A 25,190-nucleotide genomic window follows, 5' to 3' on the forward strand; every position below is an offset into this window, starting at 1 on the left:
GCCTCCTGCTTCCTTGCGGCCCCTATTTCCCCGAGGTCTTACGGTACTCGCTCGGGGAGACGCCGCAATACTTTTTGAATGTCGTTGTGAACGTGGACGAGTTCGAATAGCCCGTCTTCTCGCCGATTTCAGCGATGCTGAGCTCCGTGTTGCGCAGATATTCCCGGGCATGGGCCAGCCGGACCTTGTTCAAATACTCCACGTAATTGACGCCGAATGTCTTCTTGAAATAATTCGAGAAATATTTGGAGCTTGTATCCAGCACCTCCGCCATATGGTCCAGATACAGGTTCTCCATATAATGAAGCTCGATATATTGAGAGATGAATGCCGGATTCAGCTTGCTGCGCGGATCGTGATTGCGCATATTCGCGACCACGCGAATCACTTCAACCAGCGCCTCCTGAATTTCCTTGTACGTAAACGCATGATCGACCTTGCGGATAAAGGCGCTTTCCAGCTGGAACAGCTCGCTGCGATCCGCGGAAGAGGATTCCGCCTGCTTCAGGACAAAGAAAAACATGCTCTTGGCAATATGAACCATCTGATGATGATGAATTTGCAGCGAGACGTTCTCCTGAATGATCTCATTGACGATCCGCAGCCCTTCATCCACCTTGCCGCTCAACATGCAGTTGCTCAGCTTCTCGATCTCCTGAAGCGGGAAATACAGCTCGGGGACGTACCGGATGCGTTCCGTGTCCACTATGACAGTCCCCTCATTCACATGCCGGTACAGCAGCCCTTCCTTAATATTTTCATAGGCTGCGCGGCAGTTGCTAATCTTGGACTCGTAAGCCCGGCTGACGCAACCCCATACCCCGAATGCCTGCAGATACCCTTGCTTCGCTGCCCCGAGGAATTCCTCGAACCGCTGCACCAGCTTCTTCCGTTCCGAAGGCTGGTCAAGGCCGATCAGCGCCAGAAACTGCAAATGCTCGATATGATACACAACCGCATGCTCGTAGCGCGCCGTCAGATCGCTTCGAATCGCTGCCGTCAATTCCTCCAGCACGAATCCGCCCTCCGAGTCCAGCTTGTCTTCCGGCTGCAAATAGATGGCCGCCATCACGAAATGCCTGCTCTGGAAAAAATGCGTGTACTGCTTCTGCATCTGAATTTCCTGCTCCCGCGAATGATTCTGACCGTCAAGGGTTTGCAGGAATACGCCCCTTCGTATTTCTTCGTCGACAAGGTCCATTTGCTTCTTCAGCGATTCGTTCTCCCGCTGGACCTTGATAATGCCGCTTTGAATTTTTACGAAATCGTTCCCTTTCAGCGTGCTGCCGCCAAGCAGCTTGACGATATTTTTGACAGGCCGGTACAGGTAGACGCTGAGCAGCAGCGACATCAGCACCGCCAGCACAATCGCCCCGTACATAATCCACTGATTGGCATCGGTGACGGAATCGATATTTTGAAACTTGTAAGGCAGCTTGTTGATATAGATATATCCGTTATACTCGGACTTGTAGAAATTGTACTCGTAATTGCCATGCGTCAGGGAAGCTTCCTGGGACGGGTTAAAATACACATCGTTCAAGATATCCACCAAATCCAGGTCCTTCTCCGTGCTCAGAATGACGTTACGGTTCGCATCCAGCACGATGAGCGAAGCGCCGGGGATCATCGAGTTCAGGTCGATGCCTTTCAGCAGCTTGTTCACGTTGATCAGAATCATGAGGTTCTTGTTCGATAACCGGACCTTGTTGCTATCCACCGCGATCATCAGATTTCGCCCGTACCCGGTGCTCTGATCCATGTAAACCTCGGCCGGAAATACCGTAAATTCGTGCTCGGAACGGGTAAGATTCTTCCAGAACATCGAATTGTAGCGCTGGGATGTGTAGCGTCTGTCAAAGAGGGCATCCAGGTTGCTCGTTCCCCGGGTCGTAATGGCAAGATCATGATCATCGAACGAGATGATCACGTCCTCCACGATATCAACATTGGACACAATGCTCGTCAGATTGTCCTGCAGGGTTATGACCTTCTCCATGTCAAGCCCTCCGCTGTCCGCCTGAATCCGGTCCGAAGGAAGCGCATGAATGTTGAAGATCAGGTTGTTGATGGAGGAGAAGCTGGTATCAAACGATTGAATGACGTTTTTGATCACCATGCGATTGTTATCGCTCACCTTGTCATAAATTCCGCTGATGGAATTTTTGTACACGATGTAATTGAATATGAACATGATGCCGATGACCAGTTGCAGAGCGAAGAAAATCTGAAGCAATCCTCTGTTGGCGATCAGTCGATTCATTATGGATTCACCTCTCTTGATGTCATCCCTTCATATTCAACACACATGGCCCGGGTCCCTTCACGATCAGCCTTTTTCAGAGCCGAGCATAACCCCCTTGGCAAAATACTTCTGCGCAAACGGATAGATCAGCAGCACCGGAATCATCGACAATACGATCGTTGCGTTCTTCATCGCCTGCGGGGCCAGCGCCGCCGCGTCGACCAGGCTCGGATTGCTGCCGTTCTCGCTGAAGATCAGCATATCGCGCAGCACCACCTGCAGCGGGTACAGCACCGAATCGTTCAAGTAGATCATCGGGATGAAGAAGCTGTTCCAGTGACCCATGAAGTAGAATAAACCGATGGAAGCGAGCGCCGGCTTCGAGAGCGGGATCACGATCTGGAACAGGATCCGGTACTCGGATGCGCCGTCGACGACAGCCGCCTCGCGCAGCGATTCCGACATATTCTCATAGAAGCTCTTCAGAATCAGCAGCTCGAAGGTCCAGATCGCATTCGGCAGCACCAAGGCCCACACGCTGTTCAGCAGCCCCAGCTCCGAGACGATCAGATAGTTCGGAATAATGCCCGGGTTCAAGAACATGGTGATGATGATGGCCAGCAAAAAGAACTTGCGTCCGAAGAAATTTTTGCGTGCCAGCGGGTAGGCCGCTACGGCCGTTAAGAGCAAGTTGATGGCCGTCCCGAGCGCCGTGTACATGATCGTATTCAGGTACGCGCGCGGCACCCGGTCGTCATTAAGCACCTGGGCATACGCGTCCAGATTGAAGCCCTTCGGGAACAGCGTAACATTCCCCTGCACCACCTCGGACGTCGCGCTGAGCGAAACGGCTGTAATATATATCACGGGATACACGGTAATGATAGCAAGACACGTCAGAATGATCGTGTTTACGACGCCGAACAATGAAATATTTCGAAGGCTGAATCGTTTGTTTACCATAGTCCGCTGCCTCCCAATCGCTTGCTGAAGTAATTAGAGGATAACAGCAGGATCATCGCGACAACGGCTTCAAACAAGCCTACGGCTGCGCCATAGCTGTAATTGCTCTCCATGAGTCCCTTCCGGTAGACGTAAGTAGAGAATACGTCGGCTACCTCATATGTCATCGGGCTGTAGAGCAGGAGCACCTTTTCGTAACCGATGCGAAGCATCGAACCCGTCTTCAGGACAAACATAATGATGATCGTCGGAAGAATAGCGGGAATCGTAATCCGAAAAATCATATGGTGCCGCTTGGCCCCGTCCACCTTCGCCGCTTCATACAAGGAAGGGTTGATGCCCGCGATCGCTGCCATATAAATGATCGCCTCATAGCCTACGGTCGCCCAGATGTCCGAGGAGACGTAAATGGTTCGGAACCAGCTGGGTTCCCCTAGGAAATAGATTTTCTCAAAGCCTAACGCCGCGATGAACTGGTTAATGATCCCTTGGTTCGGCGAGAGGAAATCGATAATCATGCTGCTGATGATGACCACCGACAGAAAGGAGGGGAGATAGCTGAGCGTCTGTACCGAACGCTTGAACCAGCGGACCCTAACCTCATTTAAGAGAATCGCCAAAATGATCGGAAACGGAAATCCGAAAATCAGATTGTATACGCCGAGAAGCAGCGTGTTCTTAAAGAGCAGCCAAAAGTCCGGACTGCTGAAAAATTTCTCGAAATGCTTAAGTCCCACCCATTCGCTTTCCATGATGCCGGTGAACACGCTGTAGTCCTTGAAAGCAATAATCAAGCCGTACAGGGGCCCGTAACGGAAAATAATATAAAACAACAGACACGGAATAAACAAAATTAACAGCTGCCGGTCCCGCTTCATATGCTGAAAGGCTGCAACCATTCGTCCGCCGATTCCCCCGCGGGGAGCGGCCGGCTTCATCTCTGTCCCTGCACTTGCCATGGTGTTCTTTCCCTCCTTAAGAAGATGAGCAGCACCCGGGTGCGAATCCCGGATGCCGCCATCAGCCTTATATCTGTTGCTGCTTACTTCGTAGCTTCATCCAGTCTCTTCTGAGCGGCATTGAAGATGTCGACCAGCTGCTTGGCGCCTTGCTTCTCGGCTTGCGTTTGCCATTGCTGCCACTGCGCGTCGCCGTAGTCTTTGTTCAGAATGTACTTCGCGTTGAATTCATCCGCCAATTTTTTCAGTGACGTCTGAATTTCCGCAATCGTGGCCGTTTCGTCGTCCGTGAAGTTCAGGACCGGATCCAGCGGCTCGAATTTGTTGCCGTTCAGCAGCTTATCCTGGGCTTCCTGCTCTTTCTCCGTATAGTTGAAGTACACGCTGCGTTTGTCGGCATTGACGTACAAGCCTTGCAGCCACAGTCCATAGCGGTCCTCCAGGACGCTGATATCCACCAATGGAACGTCCGTCAGCTCAGGATAAACGGCTTTATCGCCTTCGATTTTAAATGTCTCGCCTTCTACACCCATCGTTACCAGCGTTGCGCCGGACGGGCTCGTCAAGTAGTCCAGCAGCTTCAGGGCCGCTTCCTTATTATCATTGTTCGCAACCGCGATGCTGAAGCCGTTCGTAATGCTCTCGATCGTCTTGCCATTGCCCGTCGGGCCTACCGGATTGCCGTAACGCAGATCATAGTTCGGGTTCTGGTCCTTCACTTGGTTGTAGAACAGGTCAAGGCGGCCGATCCAGTCATAGGTAACGAAGGATTTATTACCGCTCGTCATCTTCGCGGTCCAGGAATCGTCGGTATCGGTCATAAATTCCGGATCGAGAAGACCCTCGTTGTACAGCTTCTTCATGAAGTCGAGCATTTCCTTATGCTCCGGCTGCACGGTCGCATATTTCCAAACCTTGGCCGCCTCGTCGTAATATACCGGATAGTTGGCGCCGCCCATGCCCCAGCCGTATGCCCAGTCGCGGAAAATATGCTCTTTCGTCTTGGAAGCGTAAGGATAGGAGTCCGGATAAGCCTCTTTCAGCTTCTTAAGCGCTTGGTAGAACTCCTCGGTATTCGTCCATTCCTTAATGCCGAGCTCGTCGAAAATATCCTTGCGGTACAGGAAGCCGTGGTTCACGTCACGGTTGATGTTCGCCACCGGCCAGGTATAGATGTTCCCGGATTCATCCCCATAGGAAGGAATGACCCAAGGATTCTCTTCGACATACATCCGCTTGAAATTCGGCAGCATGTCAAGGTGTTCGTTAATCGCCACAACCGCCTTCTGCTTGCCGATCTTCTTCAGCTCCGACGGCGTCAGGCCGTGGAAAATATCCGGCAGCTTGCCGGAAGCGACCGTTACCTTCAGCTTGTCGTTGAACGTGGCCGCCGAATACGCCTGGAAGTTGATTTTAATCCCGGTACGCTTCTCGATTTCCTTGGCCAGCAAAGAGTCATTGAGATTCGTCTTCTCGCTCACCACCATCCAAGTGAGGGTTGTCGGTTTATCCACCAGCGGCAGCGTGAGCCCGCCCGTATCTCCGTATTGGTTCGGATCGGCCGGTGCGGCCGGAGCAGGTGTTTCGCCTGAGCCGCCTCCCGCCTCCGGCGCAGCCCCTTTGCCCCCGCCGCTGCATGCAGCGAGCATCGACATGATAATGGTTAATACAAGTGCCATACGAAACCATGGTTTTGGTTTTCTCATATATGTGCTCCTCCTAAATCTGGATTTTCGTATTTGACTGAGTCATAAGATGCCTTCGTTATACTACCCCCGTCGTTTCCCTACTTCATTCTCGCTCAATCATGCCCTGCCGCGTGATGCGCTTAGATGATGACATTTCATCAGATGTTCCTGCGGGCGTTATCCCCTCCCAAGTCCTATCGTCCTGTGCAGCTTTTCAAGAATGTATTTCTTACTTTTCATAAAGCTGCCTTCGGGCTGAAGTCCATATTGCATTTTCTACCCGCCCTCATCATAAAAGCGCTTTCAGGTTTTCGTAAACCATCGTATTTCAGCCAGCTGGACTTTTTCCCTGCAGCCGATGTTAAAATCGCTGAATCCCTTGATATAGCAGGCTTTTTAGCTGTGTAGAAAATGCTAAAGCGGTAGAAATAGAACAAAAAACAAAGGGATTTCCCTCCGGAAATCCCTCACATTTCGTGTTCATTTGATGTTCATTTTCCCCTCCGAAATGGAGGCTGCGCGCATGGTTCAGCCGATCAAATTCGCGAATGACGGCGTCACATGAGCCGCTCTTTGCAGCCGCTCCGTCTGCTCTTCTCGGCAGCTTCGAGGAATGAGATCACCTCAAGCGTTTCCTCTGGCGGAAGAACGGTTCGCCGCTCGGTAAACATGATCATCACCTGCTCCAGCAGGCTGGCATACCACGGCTTATCCGATGCCCCAGCATCGATAAACCGGCAATCTTCGCTTCGATGGATCAACGCCGTGAATCTGCCGGTGCCCCTCCGGCTCCCGCGTACCGTTCCGATGCGGCCATCTTCCCAGACGCCGGTGATCAGCTCCTCTGTTTCCGTAGAGACCGCAGTAACCTCCTTGGCGCCGCTCCCCATCACGGCATACAGCATCTCGACGGCGTGAATGCCGTACCAGAAATAGTGGGACTGGGTCGGCTGCACATCCATCGGCCCCGATACGTCGGTGCCCAGAATGCTGCCGCGGCCTTCTCCGACAAGCTCCTTAGCGAGCGCATCCGCATAGCGGAGCGAGGAGGAGCTCATCAGCGGCACGCCGGCGCTGTACGCTGCGGCGAGGATCTCCTTCGCTTCATCCGTGCGCAGCGCCAGCGGCTTGTCGATGAACACCGGCTTGCCGTAAGAAGCGATCGAGCGGAACTGCCGCAGGTGTACCCGCCCATCTGCCGACAGCAGAAGGACGGCGTCACAAGCGGCAGCCACCTCTTCCGGCGTATTCAGAATCGCAACGTCGAATTGCTCCTTGATCTCCTTCGTGAAGCCGTCCACCCGGCCGGCGCTAAGCGGAAAGTCCGGCGATCCTCCGGGGAACGCAGCCGTAACCCGGCCGCCCGGAATATGGTACGGGTGTCCGGGATCGTTCAGCAGCCGGGTAAACGCGACCGCGTGGGACGTGTCCAGTCCGATAATGCCGATATTCAACAGCGTCATATCCGGTTACTCCCCCTTCCCTTTTGCACCCTTCTCGCGCAGCTTCTTGCCTTCCTTCCCGTAGAGGTCCTTTAAAATTTTCTTGCCGGTCGGCGTCTGTGCAAGCCCGCCCTTCGCGGTCTCCCGGTGCTTAGCCGGCATGGCCGTGCCGACCTCCAGCATGACATCGATCACTTCATCAGACGGGATGACGCTTCGAACGCCGGCCAGCGCCATATCCGACGCCGCCAGCGCCGTAACCGCGCCGAAGCCGTTGCGAACGATGCACGGAATCTCTACCAGACCGCCGACAGGGTCGCAGATGAGGCCCAGCGAGTTCTTCAGTGCAAGCCCTACCGCATGGACCGCCTGCTCCGGCGTGCCGCCACGAAGCTCCGTCAATGCGCCGGCGGCCATGCCGATCGCAGAGCCTACTTCGGCCTGACATCCGCCCTCGGCGCCCGAAATGAATGAATTGTTCGCAATGACATATCCGATGGCGCCTGCACTGAACAGCCCCATCACCAGATGATCGTCATCCCAGCCAAATCGCTGCTGCGCGCTGACGAACACGCCGGGAATGATGCCGCATGAGCCGGCGGTTGGCGTGGCCACGATCCGTCCCATGGACGCGTTCACTTCCGATACGGACAGCGCATAAGCGAGCGCTGTACACGCATCCGTGCCGAGCGCCGGCACGCCTGTTGACAAATATTCATGAACCCGGACGGCATCGCCCCCGGTCAAGCCGCTCTTCGACGGAACCGGCTCATGAATGCCCCGGTGAACCGCCTCTTTCATAATGCCGTAATAATCGGCCATTTGCTTGAATGTCTCTTCCCGGCTTTTGCCGGTTTCCTTGATCTGCTCCTGCAGCATCAGCTGCCCGATCGTCACTTGATCCTTCTCGCAGCAGGCAATGATGTCCTTCAATGTGGAAAATTTCATGACGCCGCCTCCTCTGTCGTCAAATCCGCGAACACGACGCGATGCACGCCAGGCAGGCCCTCGATATGCTTCATCAGCTCCTGCGGAACCGCCTCGTCCGATTCGACGACGGTCAGGGCATCACCGCCTCGTCCCTTGCGATCCACATCCATATAGGCGATATTGACGCCTCCGCCCTCGAGCAGGCGGGTGATATGCGCCACCATGCCCGGCGTATCGTCATGGAAGACCAGCAGCACCGGATAGTTGGTCGTGAACTTGACGTCAAAGCCGTTCACCCGCAGCATCTCAACGCTCCCTCCGCCTATGGAAGCGCCTACAATGCGATCTTCGCGCTCTCCGCTGATTAGTCTCAGCTCCACCGTATTCGGATGGAAAGCGACATTCTGCGCCGTCTTGAAGGTCAGCTTCATGCCTGCCGCCTCGGCCAGCTCAATCGAGCTTCGGATGCGCATATCGTCCGTGGCAAAATCCAGCAGTCCGCCGACGACGGCCAGGTCCGTGCCGTGACCGCGGTAGGTATCGGCAAAGGAGCCGTAAAATACAATTTCCGCCTGGTCGGGGAACGCGCCGAATATGCGCCGCGCAGCCCTTCCGATCCGGACGGCCCCGGCGGTGTGGGAGCTCGACGGCCCCACCATACTCGGCCCGATAATTGAAAACACATCTTTAAACCGCATACGCGATTCCCCACTTTCGACTATTCTGCCCTCATTGTATCAGTCCGAAAGCCATTCTTCCAAGTGCTCGCGAATAAAGTCGTCGTCATTCAGATGCGGATAATCACGATAGACCCGATCAATTTCCTCGGCCTGTCCCGGCGACAGCGTCTCATGCGGATTCAGGCACCAGGTGCCCTTCAGCAGCCCTTGGCGCCGGAGAACCTCGTGAATTCCCGGGATGCATCCGGCGAACCCATGCGCGGGGTCAAAGAAAGCCGCATTGCAATCCGTAATCTCGACATTGCGCGTCAGCCATTCCTTGGAGAGGCTTCCGGCTTTTCTCGCCTCCTTGATTTCCTCCAGCAGCTCGACCGCTTTCTGCGTCCAAACAGCCCAGTGGCCGAGCAGTCCGCCGACGATCCCCTTCTCTACAGCAACCCCGTCGACCTGAAAACGGTACGTGCTCAGCAGATCGTTCACGATATTATCGTCATTGCCGGTATACAGCGCGATCTCGTCCCGGCGGCTGGAGTAGCAGACGGCACGAACGACATCGATCGTCTGGTACCGGTTAAACGGCGCCATCTTGATGGCCACGACGTTCGGAATTTCGGCAAAAGCCCGCCAGAAATCGAAGGAGAAGATCTTTCCGCCGACCGATGGCTGAAGGTAGAAGCCGATAACCGGCATTTTAGCGGCGATCGCCTCGGTCCGCTTCAGGATGTCTGTCTCGCTCCAGCCGTCAAGACCGCCCATGCTGAGCAGCACCGCATCATAACCGAGCCTTCTGGCGGTCTCCGTCTCCTCGAGCGCTTGCGGAGTCGGTCCGCAGACGCCCGCGACCAGGATGAACGGACGCTCAAGCTTGGCCTTGCCGATTTCTTCGGCCGCAAGCCGCAGCACCGGCTCGTATAGATCAATGCCGGGCTCGCGAATTTCGAACTGGGTCGAATGCACGCCGACCGCAATGCCGCCGGCACCGGATGCCGCATAGTAACGGGATAAGGCCCGCTGACGACGTTCGTCCAGCTTACGGTTCTCGTCCAAGGCGAGGGGGTGAGCCGGAATGACGAGCCCTTGATGGAGGGCCGCTAATTTTTCGGGCGCCAATTGCAAGGTTGTGGTTGTCAGTCCGCTCATTTAGAATTTCCCCTTTCTCTCTTGGAAGTGTGTCGGCTTGTTCCAGCTTTCGCCGCCAGCCTGTACCCATGCTGCGGTCCAGTCGATCATCTGCAGCAGGGATACCTTCGGATAGCCGAACAGCTGGTGCGACTTCGACGCGTTATTCAGCAGCGCCGTTTCGGATTCCGTGCCGATAAACTGCGCCTCTTTCCCCATCCGTTTGGCCAGTTCCTGTGCCGCCCAGCGGATCGACATCGTCTCCGGTCCGGTAATGTTAATGATTTCGGGCGGAGTGCTGCAATGCAAGAGAGATCGGAGCGCCATCGCGTTGGCATCCCCCTGCCATATAATATTCGCGTGCCCCATCGCCAGGTGAATCGGGCGGTCCTCATGGATGGCCTTGGCCAGCTCATGCAGTACGCCGTACCGCATATCGATCGCGTAGTTGAGACGGTATATGGCCATCGGCGTTCCATTCTGATGGGAGAAATATTCAAAGACCCGCTCCCGGCCCAGGCAGGACTGCGCGTACTCGCCGATCGGCTCCGGCGCAACCGATTCGTCCACACCGCCGCTCCCTACCGGGGAGAAGGGGTACACATTCCCCGACGAGAACACCACGATCCTCGATTGCTTGAACTTCTCAGCCACCCGCCCAGGCAAATACGAATTCATTGCCCAGGTGAAATACTCGCGGCCGGTCGTGCCGAACTTATTCCCGGCCATATAAATGACGTTCGGGGCCTCCGGCAGCTGCTGCAGCTCCCCATCGTTCAGCAGGTCGCACGAGATCGTGTGGACGCCCGCTTCCTCCAGCTCGCGTCTAGCCTCCTGGTTCGAGAACCGGGACACACCAATGATCCGTTTACCCCCGCCTCCTTCGCGGACAGCGTTCGCCGCCAGTCTCGCAAGGCTCGGACCCATCTTCCCACCGACGCCAAGTACCACAATATCTCCATCCAATGACGCCAGATCGGCGACCAGCTGTTCCGAAGGCTCAGCCAGCTTCGCTTCTAGTTCTGCAACTGTCAACATCATTCCATCTCCTCCTCGTATTGATTCCCTTTCATCATACGGGGGGATATTATATAAAGACAAATCTTTAAATCGTCTTTAAATAAATGGATGTTAGGGCAAGCACGCAAAATGTTTCTGCAATCGCTGCAGGTTTCAGATTTCTTGACGGTATAGAACCTGGCACAGTAGAAATCTGAAACCAAAGGCGACTGCCTGCATCGTATTCTTAAGTTTAACTCTTGCCGTTATTCGTCTTTCCTTTCGTTTTCCTCGTCCTGTGGGCCTTCCGGATGCCTTTCCTCAAACGTCGGCCCGTTATTGAGCAGCTTTCGCTTTTGGGCAGCCTCTTCCCGTTTCCGCTGCCCCGATTTTCGAACCAGCCATAGGATGAGCAGGACGAGGGCCGCGATGACCAAGACGGGAAGCGAGCCGGAAAGGATGACGATCATCCATTGGACGATGATGGTGATCACGTCGATGCTGCCCTGAAAGGCTTCGGAGACCCGCTGGCCGAGCGGCGCCTGGGCGGCGGAGGACTTGGGATCATCCTTTTTTTGCGGCGTCTCGTAAAGCCTGATTTCTACGGTGGAATACGACACGTTTTGGTCAATGTACCGCATCCGGCCCTTCATCTGCTCGATTTCTGATTGAATGCGCTCCAGCTCGTTGGCAAAAGCAACAAGGTCGGTCGTTTTGGTCGCCTTCTTCATGAAGGCTACGTACTGCTCCTCCATGATTTGCTTGGCCTTGAGCCTGGATTCCAGATCGACATATTCCTCGGTCGCGTCCTGCCCCTCGATGCTTCGCTGCAGGTTTTCATGCGCAATGTTCTCCAAACGGTTTAAGAAGGAGGAGAAGCCGTTTGCAGGAACCTTCACAATAAACGTGCCGCCTCTTTCGCTGCTGGACTGGGTTTCGCTGAAATTCACGATATAGCCGCCTGAAAGCGTCACGATGTTCCGGACTTCCGACTGCGCTTTGCCATAATCCTGAATCTCCATCACGATATTCGCTTTGTACATCAGCTTTTTGTTAAGCCCGTTTGACAGATCCTGCGAATTAATGCCCGCGCCGGAAGTCTGAGCAGGCGATGGCATATTCGGAAGCTCGGCATCCGCCGAGGCCGGTTCCTCGGCATTGTGACCGCTTTTCACCGACGTTACGTTTTTCGCCGACGCACCTCCGTCTGTGTTTGAAGTCCGATCCGCCGAGGCTGATTGCGTTTCGGCTTCCGGGGCTTTCGCTTTTGCCTTGAGAACCCGATGAGCAGCCGCTGACCAGCAACACGATAAGCATCAACGCAGCAATCCATGAACTCCGCTTTCTCATCCTTTAACACCCTATATATGGATATTTCCCGTTTTAACTACTAACGGTTCCATCATATGGAAGGTTGCGGATCCGGCTATAAGAAATTATCAAGGCGAGTCTTACGGCTCGCAATATGCCGCGTTTATCCCCTTAACTCCGCATATGCGCTCGGCGATTCGGCTTAGGACACCATCTTAGCCCCACCTGCTCCAATTCCGCTTTTGATGATGTAGTCCATCGCCAAAAGCGCCTCCTCCGTCGCATAACGGAAGAGGCGCCTGTTCTCAGAGCAATTCCACAGAGCTATTCCAAAAACGTAAATCTGAAAATCTGTCTTGGTCTTCCCCGAGGCACCTTCTCGATCCCCGAAATTTCGACAAGACCGTGGTCGGTCCACAGCTGCAGCAGCCGATGCGCGCTCCGCACCGTAATATCCAGCAGATGCGCAAGCTCATGGACCTTGTACTCATACTTGCCGGAGCGGGCCCGCTGGTTCAGCAGCTTGCTCAAATACGCGCTTGTCATCCCCGCATCCTCCGCCCGCTTGATCAAGGCCGGATCCGTCACGGATAGCACCTCCTGAACCGGATCGGCCATCTCCAGCGGGCCGATCAGCGTTCCGTCCTCCCGGACGATGAAGCAGGCGTTGCCGCCGACCTCCTTCGCCTTCCGCATCGCGATGCGGGCATTCGTCCCCGCCATGCTGGCCGATCTGCCAAAGCCCATCCCGATGCTCAGCGAGATCCCGTAGGTCTTGTTCACGTCCTTGGCCAGCGGAATGGTCTTATACCCGCCGCTCTCCCGCTCAAAGATCCCCCGTGTCGTAAAAAACAAATATTCATCCCCGCCCAGATGGGTCAAATACCCATCGAGCGATTCCACATAATCCAGCACCATCCGGTGGATGTCGAGCTTCAGCTTCTGCACCTCGTGCTCATTGCTGCGGCGAAGCGCCTGGGCTCCGAAATCATCGACATTGATCATGCCGACAACGATTTGCCCTTCCCGGCTTCGGCGGGATGCCGTAGATAACAATGCCCGCTCCAGCGACACCACGATATCCTGATCCGAGGGAAGCAGCCATTCATGCGGAATACCAAGGGCGGCCAGCTCCCTGGCGACCGATTCGACGCCGGTAAGCGCAATGGAGCATGCACCCGATTCGTACTGGGCTTGGTGGAAGGCGGTTATGTGCTGCTTAGGGGCATATGCCGGCCCATCGTATACGACGGCCCGTACCGAAGGGATGCGTAAATCCTTCAGCGTGCGCACAACCATCGTTTCCGTCAGCGTATCCACGGATACTCCGCCCGCAAGCTCCCCTTTCTGGCTGGCTGAGAACAACGCTTTATACAAGCCGGCATCGGTGACCGGCACATAATGAACGGGGATCGCCAAGCGCCCGCTCTCCTTTACCTTCCGCTGCGACAACGGATCGGAGAGGAACAATACCTCCACCTCATCACTGATTCGCTGAGCCAAGGCAGGCGCTTCATCTTCTTCCTGAAATACCAGCGGCATCGGGTCGAAGGACGGAAAAGTGTCCATGATCTTCATGATTTTATCGACAATGGTCTGCGTCCCAATAATCCCGATGCGAATTTGCTGAACCTGCAGCCGGCTGCTCTCACTCACGATCCTTCACTCCCGTTGTTTTCGGTTTGCACCGGCGATTCGAGTTAATCAAGCCGGCATGGTTACCTAAATCATACCTGCTATCGAAAATTTGGCAAGTTATGAAGCCAAAGTGAATCCATCTCCCAGCATGATGGGATCGAACGAAGCTTTGTACATGGAGTACAAAAAGTAGCACTCCGCACTTCGTGATTTCAAGCAAATGAACAAAAAAACGCTGACCCCCATCCCGGCCGATTCGGACCGAAAGATGAAGCGGTCAGCGTTTGCTCGTTCATACCTAAGAGATACACAAACAATCGTCGTTACCGTCCCCAAGGCGCCCCGGGATCTCCCAAAAGTCTACATATCCTGAATCGGCAGTCCGATTTCGACCGATGTTCCTTTTCCCGCTTCGCTTCGAATGGTCATCGTCCCGTCATGGGTTTCAAGAATCCGGTGAACGATCATCATCCCGAGGCCGTTCCCTTCGGGCTTCGTTGTATGAAACGGCTCCACGATCCGGGAAAGCACATCCTCCGTCATGCCGGTGCCGTTATCGGTAAAGGTAATCCGCTGATACCCTTCCCATACATCCAAACGAACATGAATATGGCCGCCGTAAGGCAGTGCCTCCATCGCATTTTTCAAAATATTCAGGAACACCTGCTTGATCTGATTCCGGTCGCAGCGGATGGTGGCGCTCTGCTCAAGGGTGCGGGTTATTTCAATGTCATTCAATTCGGTCTGAATTTCGAACAGCTGGAGCACTTCCTCCAAAATTCCGCCGCAATCCTCAAGCTTGAACACCGTCGCCTGGGGCTTACCCAGTATCATAAATTCCCCCACGATGAGGTTGGCCCGTTCCAGCTCGGACATCATCAAATCATAATGGCGCAGGTTATTGTCCCGATGTGCCAGCTGCAGCAGCCCTTTGACCGTTGTTAGCGGATTGCGGACTTCATGGGCAATGCTCACGGCCACCTGTCCGGCAAAGACCAGCTTCTCCGTATTGCGAAGCACTTCCTCCGTTCGCTTCATCTCCGTAATGTCCCGCAGGGTGCCGATCACGCGGATGAGATTGCCCTCCCGGTCGTAGACCGGCTGCACATCCAGCATATAGTGATGAATATCCCCGCCAAGCTCCATGGTCAGCTCGGCGCCGATGCAGGATTTCCCCTTGTGAATGACCTGCTCATAATACCGGCTGATCGGAGGAATCTCAAATATCGGCCGGCTCACATAGTTCGAACGGTCGCCATCATCCGGACAGAGCAGCCTTAAGCTGCAATCGTTCATCTTCAGAATCCGCCCGCTGTCGTCGGTAATGATGACGCCGTGGTACTTTGTATCCATGAGCACCTGATTCAGAGTCTGAAGCTGGGTGTTCTGCTTCCGGGTAAACATTTCGCGCTCGAGCGAATCCGCCATTGTGCAGAGCAACGCAAGCAGGTGAGGATGCTCGTGCTCGATATCGGTCATGAGGGAGAGCGTGCCTAGAATCCTTGAGCCGTCTTCGCCGCGGAAAGGAGCGGAATAACAGGCCATCCGCTGGAGAATGTGATGATAATGATCCTCTCCGACTAACCGGAACGGGCGCTTGTGCTGAAGGCACAGATGCACCGAGCTCGGGCCGTTATGTTCGTTATACCCGAGCCCTTCTCCGATTCCCAATTCTCTCACCGTTTCAATAATGGCAGGATCCCCTGCAAGATCAAGCACGTACCCGTCATCATCCGTTAGCGTAATGGTGACCGGATTGCCTGAGCCGGAGGAGAGAAATTTCCGAACGAACATTTGCGTGACTTCGATATATTCCTTATATTTTTCACGCCTTGCGGCCAATGTCTCGGGATCCAATCGATCAGGATGAGATGGAAGAAACGCCGGATTCATCCCTTTATCTTTGCACTGCTGTTTAGCATCCTGTATAATCTCCCGATCTGTGATTTCACCGTATTGATTCTCCACAAGCGTGTACCCCTTTATATTACGTTTCATCTATTTAAGCATAGCTCTTTAATACAATCAGAGGGCTCAACACAAGACCCTGCGGCCTGCCCTCTGCCTAATATATCTAACATTATCATACCATAACGGCTTGTCTCCGCCCTTGGCTTTTTTTGGCCGTTTGGATTCGATCACCATGATCCGGATGTCGGATAAGGAACTAAGATATAAGTTCATGAAAAAAAGCGGCGCAGGATTAACCTGCACCGCCATGCTATTCAAGCCGTAATTCGTTTACGGTAAGCTTGGATCTACCGTATTGCCATTTACCTGTAACCGAAGCATTCTGCCTTCTTGGAGCCTACTGGTTCAGCAGAAACTCCTCGCCTGCGATTCCCGGGGAGGTCATGTGATACGGATCCAAAATAACCTCGACCTGCTCCTCCGTCAACAGACCCTGCTCCAGAATGATCTCCCGGATGCTCTGGCCCGTCTTCTGTGCTTCCTTCACCAAGCGGGACGCCACATCATAACCCAAATGCGGATTCAATGCGGTAATGATGCCGTAGCTGGTATCAACGAAGTGCTTGCAGCGTTCCTTATTGGCCTGCAGGTCAACCACCAGGTTCTTGTAGAACACGTCCATTCCGTTTCTCAAAATTTTAAGGGAATGCATCAAATTGTTCGCCGCTACCGGAACCATGACATTAAGCTCGAACTGTCCCGCTTCGCAAGCCAGACTGATCGTATGGTCGTTTCCGATCACCTGGAAGGCGATCTGGTTCATTACTTCGGCCATCACCGGATTAACCTTACCTGGCATAATGGAAGAGCCCGGCTGTCTTGCCGGCACGTTCAGCTCATTCAACCCGGCTTTCGGCCCTGAAGCCATTAAGCGGATGTCGTTGCACATTTTCGAAATATTCACGGCGCATACCTTCAAGGCAGCCGAGAGCTCCATATAAGCATCGGTATTCTGGGTAGCATCGACGAGGTCCTCGGCCTGCTTCAAGGTGAATCCCGTCTGTTCAACCAGATGCTTCACCACGCTGTCCATATAAGCCGGCGTTGCATTCAGTCCTGTTCCAACCGCTGTCGCCCCCATGTTCACGACGAGCAGCCCTTGCGCAGCCCGATCAATCCGGGCGATATCCCGGCTGAGCACGTTGGCGTACGCCCCGAACTCCTGCCCCATCCGAATCGGAACCGCATCCTGCAGATGCGTGCGTCCCATCTTGATCACATCATCGAACTCCCGGGCCTTCGCCCGAATACCATCCACCAGCGTCCGGAATACCGCGAGCAGCTCCTGCGCCAGGCGGTAAGAGGCAATGCGGATTGCGGTCGGAATGGCATCGTTCGTGGACTGCGACATATTGACATGATTGTTAGGATTGCAGTAAAAGTATTCCGCCTTCTGCTTCCCTAGAAGCTCCAGTGCACGATTCGCCAAAACCTCATTCATATTCATATTAATCGAGGTGCCTGCTCCGCCTTGAATCGAATCCACGATGAATTCCGAACGGAGATTGCCTGCGATAATTTCATCTGCTGCTTCAACAATGGCTTGGCCGATTTTCTTCGGCAGAAACCCGAGCTCCATATTGGCCAGGGCTGCCGCCTTCTTCACTTCCCCTAGCGCAGAGATCAGCTCTGCGTGGATCGGCACGCCGCTTATCGGAAAGTTCTCAACCGCTCTGACGGTATTAATGCCGTAATAAGCTTCAGCCGGAAGCTGTTTTTCCCCCAGAAAATCTTTTTCAACCCGAAATTGCATACCCATGGACAATCACCATCGCCTTTTCTTTTTTTGTAAATGCAGGGAACCTGCTATCATCCATCATGCCCGGATATATATAGAATTCTGCTTGAAACGGGAAAATCCTCTAACTCCCCCTCTATAGTTTACGTCCGATGTCAGGGAAGATTGATCATTTTGTGCGGATGTGCAAGCAATCGCCGGTCTGAAGGCAGGCCTTTAGGGAGATGGAATGACGCTCCATCGGCATTGGTTCAACAGAAGCTATTCATGGTGCTCCCGGCTGATTCCATCGGATGCTTCCTTCAATCGGTGCAGCACATCCTCCCAATGCGCCTTCATCTGCTCCCTGGCGTACAGATCCTTCAACTTCTCCTGATGGAAGCTGATGGTCGTTCCCCCCTGCTTGGTTGGCAGAAGGCGGATCTGCAGGGTCGAGGGGACGCTCCAGCCGGCCCGCTGCCATGACATCCGAAGCTGGTGCATAGGCTTGACGACGCGCAGCTCCCCATGATTTCCCTCCCGTGTCGCAAAAGCCGTTCCCCGAGCAAGCTCCAGCGTCTCGACCTCTCCCAGCCATAGGGACAATCCCTCGGGTGAAATCAGCAATCGCCATGCCTCCTCCTGCGTGATCGGCAACGTTCTGCGGACCCCGACCTGAAATCCCGCAGCTGCGGTCAAGCCGACCGGCTTTTGCTCGGAGCGTGTAATTTGAGACTCTTTCATAAACAGATCCCTCCTTTTTTCATACCTGCCTTTGATCACAATCAATAGTTAGTGCTAACTATCTATTCTTGTAAAAAAAACGTCGTTCTGACGAGTTTTTTCCTGTACCGTGGCGAAAATTTGGGGGCACGAGGCTGGCTCTCACGGCCTCATGGCCCTTGCGAACAGCGAGATCCCGTTCTCCAGAAGCCCCGGCATACTCCCGTCGGTAATCGGCTCCGCTTCGAACAAGCTGCTCATGAACGCCCCGTAATTCATCCACATGAACGACAACGCCGCCGCTTCCGAATCGGTACTTGCTGCCTTTCCCTCGCGCTGCATCTGATCGAAATACTCCGTCAGCATCTCCTTAAGCAGCCTCGGATGCCGTTGGGCCTGGTCCCTAAGCGGCTTCAGCTCTGGCTCCTGCAGCACGATGCGGATCATCTTCCGGTTGCGGTTCATGCTCTCTTGGTATCGCCGGCTGATGAGCAGCAGGTCGCTCTCCAAATCCGAGACCAGCTCTTCGTCAAACACACGCTTCATTTCCCCGGCGTAATAAAAGCGCTCGATTGCTGTCTCCAGCAGATTCTGCTTGCTTCCGAAGTTGCGGAACAGCGTCATTTCGCTAACCTCCGCGGCTGATGCGATTTCCTTGGTCGATACTCCCTTGTATCCCTTCAAGGCCATCAGATCGATTGCCGTCAGCAGCAGTCTGTCTTTGTTGCTCATCGTTTCCCTAAGCTTCACCTATGCTCCCTCCCCATTTCGTTTGTTAGTGCTCACTATCGCCCTTTTTGTATGATTGTAGCCCCTTGCACTTTTGTTGTCAATAGAAGGTAATCGGGCGTGAGGCTCTGCTTTAACCCACGCGCCCTCAATCTTTGCTCAAGCCAGAATGCATGCAGGCTTTAGCGGCTCCCCGTTGCTTCGCAAGGGCCGTTCGTGTCAGCAGCCCGTCCAGCCCGTCCCTTAACAGCTTCACGCTCCTGCAGCACGATACGGAGGGAAGCCGAGCGTGATAACTGCGCCCCCCTCCTTGCGGTTGGCAGCCATGATCAGTCCGCCGCAGCGCTCGACAATCGCCCGTGCGATGGCCAAGCCGAGACCGGATTCCCCGTTCTTCCCCTTTACGAACCGGTGGAAGAGGTATGGAAGGAGCTCCTCGGCGATTCCCTCCCCGTCATCGGAGACGGACAGCACCACCCGTCCCTTCTCAATGCCGGCGTGGATGTAAATATGCTTACTGGCGTGCCTTGCGCCGTTAGTGACGATGTTCAGGAGAGCCTGCAGCAGCTTATCGCGGTCCGCATATACGATTAATGTTTCGTTCTTGGCATAGGAAAGATGCACGGACAACCCCTTCTTGACGAGGACCGGATTGATCCTCTCGACGGCTTCTTCCACCAGCTCTTTCAGGTGGACGGGAGCCGCCCGGAAAATATCCTCCTCGCTATCCAGCTTCGCCAGCAGGGTCATTTCAGTTACGATATTTTTCATTCGGCTGCTTTCGCTCATGATGATGTCCAGCCCCTTGCGGATATCCTCCCCTTCGAACACGCCATCCCGGATGCCTTCCGCATATCCGGAGATCGACATGAGCGGCGACTTCAGCTCATGGGAGGCATTCTGGAAAAATTGCTTCTGCACATGGCTATACCGCTCCAGCTCGTTCGCCATTTCATGGACGGCTTCCGCCACAATGCCGATTTCTCCCGGAGCGCCCACTCGCCGGACCTCCGAGAACTGACGCTCCTTCACCTTCTTCAGCTCTTCCCGAAGCAGCATGAGCGGCTTGATCAGCTTTTTCGTTATAAATAGACTTAGGATCAGCATCATGACCGCCCCGGCGCCGAAGACGAGCAGCAGCCGTCCCAGCAGCGCCTGCTCGATCGCCTTGATCTTGCTGATCGGCGTGATCAGCGTAAGCGTGCCTTGAGGCACCGAGGTAACCTCCGTAAGGAAGAGATCATCTTTCAGCATCTGTCGGACCGTCAGGCCTTCGGCAATCCCGACAGATCGGCCCTCGGTACCCTTGATCGGGGCTGCTTCCGCCGGGACCGCCGCAGGAAGCGGCATGGAGCTGACCACATTTCCCTGCATGTCCGTAATGACGGCAGCCACGTCGACGATCGGGTAAGTGGAAATCCCGCTCGCCATTGCCAAAGGGGCTTCTTCAATCGGAATCTGCTTCTCAGCCGCGCTGACCAAAGTTGCTGTCATTTGAGCTCCAATGGACTGCATGTCTTTCCGCTGCGTTCCGATGAAATGGTCAAGAAGCACGTAATGGATGATCACCGCCGTCACTGACAGAACCGCGATCAGTGATATCGCAAACGCCAGATTAATCTGATGCACCAACTTCATGGCAATATCTCTCCTCCTTCGGCCCGCATTCGGTATCCGTGTCCCCAGATCGCCTCGATCGGCAGCTGCTCCACCTTTTTCCGTAGACGTTTGATCAGATGGTCGACCGCACGGTCACTGCCGAAATAATCATCCCCCCATACGGAGGTCAGCAGCTCGTCCCGCGTAAACGCGCGATTCGGATGCTCGGCGAACACCCGGAGCATCTCGAACTCCTTGTTGGTCATATCCACTTCAGCACCGTCCCAGAATACGCGCCGCTCGTCCGGCAGCAGCCGGAGACGGCCGTTCGTAATCCCTGCAGACATGGACGCAGGCTGGAAAGCTCCGCCTGTATGATTGAGTTTATACCACCGGCTCAGCTGCCGTTTGATGCGGGCCACCAGTTCGCGGGGGCTGAACGGCTTCACCATGTAATCGTCGCTTCCGAGCTCAAGCCCCAAAATTTTGTCCACTTCGCTGTCCTTGGCGGAAATCATGATGATCGGCACTTCGGCCTCCGTACGAATTCGCCGGCACAGCTCGAAGCCGTCCATGCCAGGAAGCATAATGTCGAGCACCCACATATCCGGCGGATTCGTCCGCCACAGCTCCCAGGCCTCCTCAGCAGTTCCAAGACCGACCGTCCTGTAGTTTTCCTTACGCAAGTAGGCCTCCACCAAGTTACGGATATGCTGGTCATCGTCAACGACCGCAATCAGCACATTTGCATTCATTTCATGTACCTCCGGGCTTTATCTTCTCCCAGTATACCAAGCGGCGGTCGGCGAATGGGAAATGCCATTATTTTTCCACAAAAGCACCAACGTTCTGCCAATGCCGATCTGTAAATTGGAAGCTGTAAGACAACTTATCCCCCAAAAAAGGAGTGTTACGATGAATCACAAGCATGTTTTCGGCAAGCTGGCCCTTTCGGCCGCTCTGCTTGCGGCATCCGCCGGCACGGCCCATGCCTCCGCAGACTCGTCTACGACCGATCGATCCCTTCACAATGTGAAGATATACCACACGGAAGCCGGTCCGGTCGCTTCCTCCGTTCGCATACTGCCTGATCCGCTGGAGCTGGCCAAGCGGTACGCACCGGAGACGCTGAAAGACTGGGAGCAGGCGCTGGAGAAATACAAGAAGCTGGCCGTAGCGGAAGGGAAGGCCCTCTTCATTACGGCCGAAGCCGCTCCTTTCGAATCGGATCCGGAAGCACAAGGAAAGCCTGCGGCCATCCGCGCAGCAGCCGTTGCAGCAGTTAAAGCGCTGGACATTCAGGGCCAAGACATCAAGGAATTGAAAGAGGCTGCGAAAACGGTTGAAATTACAAAGATCCTGGGAGATTCAGAGATCTTGGGAAATTACGAGATAAAAAGTGATGCCGGCCTGGTACATGTCGCGAAACCGAGCGATATCGCGGAACAGGGTTTCCCTAAGCAATGGGTGAAAACGATCATACGGCATGAGCTTAAGTCCGATGATACGGCTAGCGACACAATCGTCTCCCCTATAGAAGCGAGCATTGCTATCAAAGCGGCAGCAGCCGTATCTCCGGACGGTATCCCTATTGAAGCAGCTCCAGGCCACCATAAGGAATTTAAGGCCGTCAAACTTACCGAGAGCGATATCGCATTCATCGAAGCGCGAATGGAGCTTGCAGAAGCCGTGGAATCGAAGGATTCCGCAGCCATCAAGAACGCGCTGGCCCACCTTCTTGAGCAGTACAAGGCACAAATCACCCAACTGGAGCTGAAGGCTGCGAAGGAAGATGCCGGGCGATGAATAGCCTTTAGGAAACGATAAACTAAAATTCAAGAACAAGCCCTGCCCGGGTTGGGCAGGGCTTGGCTTGGCGGACCCGGCAGGCTTGATGCTTGGCCCAGGCCAGGCAGTCGTTATAGCTGACCCGCTTCAGGATGGCTTGCTTGCTGGACCCGGAAGTTCTGTTGGAGAGCCTAGGCTTGGCAAGTTTGTTGGCAGGTCTGGCCGGGCAGAGGCTGCTTGCTGGATCCGGCAAGTTGTTGGCTGGACTAATGTCATGCAGGCTTGGGTGTGTCGGCTGGCCGAATTCGGCGACCAAGCTTGCCAGACTCCAGCGCCCGATTACGATTTCTTGGCCAGCACCTTGACCAGCTTCATCGCCGACCGCATGCGGGGACGTTTCAAGTGCGCCTCGACATACCGGTAATCCGTCAGGATTACGCCGGCATCCCGCATCCCGTAGGCAAAATCATCGTCAAACAAAAGCTTGAACTCCCACACCCGCTTCTCCCAGTTCGGAATATTCGCCTCCATCCAGTCATCCTCCACTCCCGGATGGACATAGGTTTCGCATACGCCTTCCGGCAGCCGATACAGTCTGGCAATGATCGATTGCTTGAAGCTGTCGTACGTCTCCCCCTCCAGCTTGGCGAAGGGATGCGAGAGCAAATAATCCGGAATCGGAACCCCGAAGGTATCGGCTAAGCCCGATGCCAGCGCTACCGGCCGCTCGATGTTCGGCAGGGAGCGGAGCAGGGAGTCCTCCGGATCGATATAGCGGAAGAGCCGCACCGGGAGTTTCCAGCGGGAGGTCTTCCACAGCATCTGAGGGATGAGGCTGCGCCCCGTCTCTATCCCGTACAGGCTCCCCATATGATTATCGACATGGCTAATCCGGATCCCTGCCCTGCGGGCGAGCCGGTACTGGGCTTCCAGTTCCTTGAGCACCGCTCCAGCCTCAGCGCCTTGTTCGAACTCGCGGACCGTCCGGTATTGGTAGCCTTCGGCATCATGAAGCGAGGAATGTCCGGTCAGGCTTCGCCATCGCAAGGCTTCAAATTCGCTGGTCATCGTCAGATGCAGACCCACATTGGCCTGATTCCTGCGCGATGCCCAGGCTGCCGCCTCCTCGAATCCGGGGGCAACCGTCATAATAGTGGCCGATGATGCCTTATTCTCTTCAAGCAGGTGCTGGATGGCCTGATTCATCGGCCCGCTCTGCCCGAAATCGTCACAATTGATGATCAATCTTCGCTCCATGCTCATGCACGCCTCCGATCGGTTTAGAAAATTCGATTTTGGTAAGGAAGGATACGAGGAATGAAACGACCAGCAGGCATAGCGGAACGACGCTCATTAAATAACGGAAGGTCGATTCCGGATCGCTTCCCGGGTTGTCGCCGCTTTCATATCCAAAGATGATGCCGACCACCCAGAAGGCAAGCGCGGAGATCAGACCGCTCGAACGCGTAATAAACCCGCTCACGGACGTGTAGATCCCCTCCCTCCGCAAGCCTGTTCGCAACGCATCCTCATCGATGATACTGCCGCTGACAACGGCCGGGGTCACCAGAAAGCCGGCAAGCCCGAAGCCGACGCCGATGCCGGCCAAGATGCCGCTGACCAGGTTAAAGCCGAACCAGAGCGGAATGACCGACAGACCGTATATCGCCAAGGACAGCCGCCAAGCCTTCACGCCGTCCATGCTGCGGATGATCCGGTACCAGACGAACACGAGCGGAATGACCGATACAAATACCGACGCCAGCAGCAGCGACACCTGGTCGTCAGGAATCTTCAGCACATATTTGGCATAGAAGGGAATCGTCGAGCTAATAAGCCCGTTCACCGTCTGTGCGAACGAATTCGAGATGTTGAATACCCAAAATTTCTTGTTGCGGAGCGTTTCCCGGAATGCCGCGCCAAGCGGGAGCGGGTCTGCTTCCCGATAAGCCTCCAGCTCCCGGACGCTCATCATGCATATGAACATGAACGCGCCGAACAGCACCGCATATAGGATCGCCATGTTCGAGAACCCCATCGCATCGTACAGAATCGGCGTCACGGCCGTACCGATCAGCAGAGCAACGACTTGATAGCCCTGCTGCACCGCCGAAGCCTTGGCACGAAGACGGTCGCCCCGGAACAGCTCCGGAAACAATGCCCCGTAATTGACCCACAGCACCGTCGCTACCGCCTCGTAGAGAATTAGGGTTATCAGAAACCACGTAAAAAGTCCGTTCTGCCCAAGTCCCTCCGGCGGGGAAAATACGAGCACAAAGGTGAGCATAAACAGCGGAATCGCGCCGAACACCCACGGCCTGCGCCTTCCGAATCTTGTCTTCGTCCGATCGGACCAATACCCCATCAGCGGATTATTGACCGCATCCCAGATTAGAAAAACCGTCCGTGCCAGAGATGCCAGCCCAATTCCCAATCCCAGCTGATCCACATAAAAGAAGATGTAAAAGGAGCTGAACGCCTGGCTCGGCACCATCATGGCAAACATCCCGAGCGAAAATGAATACGGCGAATTGACCCAACTGCGCTTCATGCGCATCCCCCCACCAAAGGTCCATCCTGGAATGGACGATATTGGTGTACAGTATTCGCCGCAGCCTGGGTTTATACCTGCTCACGCGCCCGGGGCCCGATTATGAGCAAAGCACTTGCCAAATGAGTCTCGCGGGAC

At 54.8% G+C, this 25,190-nt stretch carries 22 protein-coding genes; 2 read left to right on the forward strand and 20 right to left on the reverse strand.

The window, feature by feature from the left end; genetic code table 11:
* Positions 1-22: 22 nt before the first annotated feature.
* From J2Z18_RS04390 to J2Z18_RS04405, 4 genes are all read right to left on the reverse strand, one after another.
* Complete coding sequence (locus J2Z18_RS04390) at positions 23-2,263, reverse strand: helix-turn-helix domain-containing protein (RefSeq protein WP_007130594.1); 2,241 nt, start codon at positions 2,261-2,263, stop codon at positions 23-25.
* Positions 2,264-2,329: 66 nt separating this feature from the next.
* Positions 2,330-3,208: a carbohydrate ABC transporter permease gene (locus J2Z18_RS04395; RefSeq protein ID WP_007130595.1), complete on the reverse strand. Its 879-nt coding sequence runs from the start codon at positions 3,206-3,208 to the stop codon at positions 2,330-2,332.
* On the reverse strand, positions 3,202-4,167 hold the full coding sequence (locus J2Z18_RS04400; protein WP_007130596.1) for an ABC transporter permease: 966 nt from the start codon (positions 4,165-4,167) through the stop codon (positions 3,202-3,204). The genes J2Z18_RS04395 and J2Z18_RS04400 overlap by 7 nt, the downstream gene beginning before the upstream one ends.
* An 83-nt stretch (positions 4,168-4,250) precedes the next feature.
* A complete protein-coding gene (locus J2Z18_RS04405; RefSeq protein WP_007130597.1) occupies positions 4,251-5,873 on the reverse strand; it encodes an extracellular solute-binding protein in 1,623 nt (540 codons plus the stop codon).
* A 126-nt stretch (positions 5,874-5,999) separates the two neighbouring features.
* Here J2Z18_RS04405 and J2Z18_RS04410 point away from each other — a divergent pair, with 126 nt between their 5' ends.
* Entirely contained in the window at positions 6,000-6,263 is a 264-nt protein-coding gene (locus J2Z18_RS04410; protein WP_040738803.1) for a hypothetical protein, read from the forward strand.
* Positions 6,264-6,412: 149 nt separating this feature from the next.
* Here J2Z18_RS04410 and J2Z18_RS04415 read toward each other — a convergent pair whose 3' ends face one another.
* The 13 genes from J2Z18_RS04415 to J2Z18_RS04475 all read right to left on the reverse strand — a co-directional run bounded on the left by J2Z18_RS04415 (position 6,413) and on the right by J2Z18_RS04475 (position 21,468).
* Positions 6,413-7,318, reverse strand: a complete 906-nt coding sequence (locus J2Z18_RS04415; protein ID WP_007130598.1) for a Gfo/Idh/MocA family protein — start codon at positions 7,316-7,318, stop codon at positions 6,413-6,415.
* A gap of 6 nt (positions 7,319-7,324) precedes the next feature.
* On the reverse strand, positions 7,325-8,245 hold the full coding sequence (gene sdaAA / locus J2Z18_RS04420) for an L-serine ammonia-lyase, iron-sulfur-dependent, subunit alpha (RefSeq protein WP_007130599.1): 921 nt from the start codon (positions 8,243-8,245) through the stop codon (positions 7,325-7,327).
* The gene (gene sdaAB, locus J2Z18_RS04425) at positions 8,242-8,925 is read right to left on the reverse strand and encodes an L-serine ammonia-lyase, iron-sulfur-dependent subunit beta (protein ID WP_007130600.1); all 684 of its coding nucleotides are present in this window, start codon (positions 8,923-8,925) and stop codon (positions 8,242-8,244) included. The genes sdaAA and sdaAB overlap by 4 nt, the downstream gene beginning before the upstream one ends.
* 39 nt (positions 8,926-8,964) lie before the next feature.
* Positions 8,965-10,047, reverse strand: a complete 1,083-nt coding sequence (locus J2Z18_RS04430) for a dihydrodipicolinate synthase family protein (RefSeq protein ID WP_007130601.1) — start codon at positions 10,045-10,047, stop codon at positions 8,965-8,967.
* Positions 10,048-11,064, reverse strand: coding sequence for an NAD-dependent epimerase/dehydratase family protein (locus J2Z18_RS04435; RefSeq protein ID WP_007130602.1), 1,017 nt, complete (start codon positions 11,062-11,064; stop codon positions 10,048-10,050). It abuts the gene before it with no gap.
* A gap of 227 nt (positions 11,065-11,291) precedes the next feature.
* A complete protein-coding gene (locus J2Z18_RS04440) occupies positions 11,292-12,200 on the reverse strand; it encodes a DUF4349 domain-containing protein (RefSeq protein WP_251536092.1) in 909 nt (302 codons plus the stop codon).
* 460 nt (positions 12,201-12,660) lie between these two features.
* A complete protein-coding gene (locus J2Z18_RS04445; protein ID WP_007130604.1) occupies positions 12,661-13,992 on the reverse strand; it encodes a hypothetical protein in 1,332 nt (443 codons plus the stop codon).
* 342 nt (positions 13,993-14,334) lie between these two features.
* The gene (locus J2Z18_RS04450) at positions 14,335-15,972 is read right to left on the reverse strand and encodes an ATP-binding protein (RefSeq protein WP_007130605.1); all 1,638 of its coding nucleotides are present in this window, start codon (positions 15,970-15,972) and stop codon (positions 14,335-14,337) included.
* Positions 15,973-16,282: 310 nt separating this feature from the next.
* Positions 16,283-17,704: an aspartate ammonia-lyase gene (locus tag J2Z18_RS04455; protein ID WP_007130606.1), complete on the reverse strand. Its 1,422-nt coding sequence runs from the start codon at positions 17,702-17,704 to the stop codon at positions 16,283-16,285.
* Between the two features lie 240 nt (positions 17,705-17,944).
* On the reverse strand, positions 17,945-18,406 hold the full coding sequence (locus J2Z18_RS04460; RefSeq protein WP_007130607.1) for an SRPBCC family protein: 462 nt from the start codon (positions 18,404-18,406) through the stop codon (positions 17,945-17,947).
* A 141-nt stretch (positions 18,407-18,547) separates the two neighbouring features.
* Positions 18,548-19,135 carry a TetR/AcrR family transcriptional regulator gene (locus J2Z18_RS04465; RefSeq protein WP_007130608.1) on the reverse strand — a complete coding sequence of 196 codons (588 nt, stop codon included), beginning with the start codon at positions 19,133-19,135 and terminating at the stop codon, positions 18,548-18,550.
* A gap of 231 nt (positions 19,136-19,366) precedes the next feature.
* Positions 19,367-20,752 (reverse strand): sensor histidine kinase, encoded by a 1,386-nt coding sequence (locus J2Z18_RS04470; protein ID WP_007130609.1) that lies wholly within the window; start codon positions 20,750-20,752, stop codon positions 19,367-19,369.
* The gene (locus J2Z18_RS04475; protein ID WP_007130610.1) at positions 20,749-21,468 is read right to left on the reverse strand and encodes a response regulator transcription factor; all 720 of its coding nucleotides are present in this window, start codon (positions 21,466-21,468) and stop codon (positions 20,749-20,751) included. Before J2Z18_RS04475 ends, J2Z18_RS04470 begins: the two co-directional genes overlap by 4 nt.
* A gap of 160 nt (positions 21,469-21,628) precedes the next feature.
* On the opposite strand from J2Z18_RS04475, the gene J2Z18_RS04480 reads away from it, so the two are divergent.
* Positions 21,629-22,519: a hypothetical protein gene (locus J2Z18_RS04480; RefSeq protein WP_007130611.1), complete on the forward strand. Its 891-nt coding sequence runs from the start codon at positions 21,629-21,631 to the stop codon at positions 22,517-22,519.
* Positions 22,520-22,541: 22 nt separating this feature from the next.
* On the opposite strand, the gene J2Z18_RS04485 is transcribed toward J2Z18_RS04480, so the two are convergent.
* The 3 genes from J2Z18_RS04485 to J2Z18_RS04495 are packed head-to-tail and all read right to left on the reverse strand — an operon-like array spanning position 22,542 to position 25,052.
* A complete protein-coding gene (locus tag J2Z18_RS04485) occupies positions 22,542-22,817 on the reverse strand; it encodes a hypothetical protein (RefSeq protein WP_138919332.1) in 276 nt (91 codons plus the stop codon).
* Positions 22,818-22,840: 23 nt separating this feature from the next.
* The gene (locus J2Z18_RS04490) at positions 22,841-23,758 is read right to left on the reverse strand and encodes a polysaccharide deacetylase family protein (RefSeq protein WP_034273828.1); all 918 of its coding nucleotides are present in this window, start codon (positions 23,756-23,758) and stop codon (positions 22,841-22,843) included.
* Entirely contained in the window at positions 23,730-25,052 is a 1,323-nt protein-coding gene (locus J2Z18_RS04495) for an MFS transporter (protein WP_007130613.1), read from the reverse strand. The genes J2Z18_RS04490 and J2Z18_RS04495 overlap by 29 nt, the downstream gene beginning before the upstream one ends.
* Between the last annotated feature and the right edge of the window lie 138 nt (positions 25,053-25,190).

The sequence above is a fragment of the Paenibacillus lactis genome (assembly GCF_017873605.1).
Taxonomy (GTDB): Bacteria; Bacillota; Bacilli; order Paenibacillales; family Paenibacillaceae; genus Paenibacillus_AQ; species Paenibacillus_AQ lactis.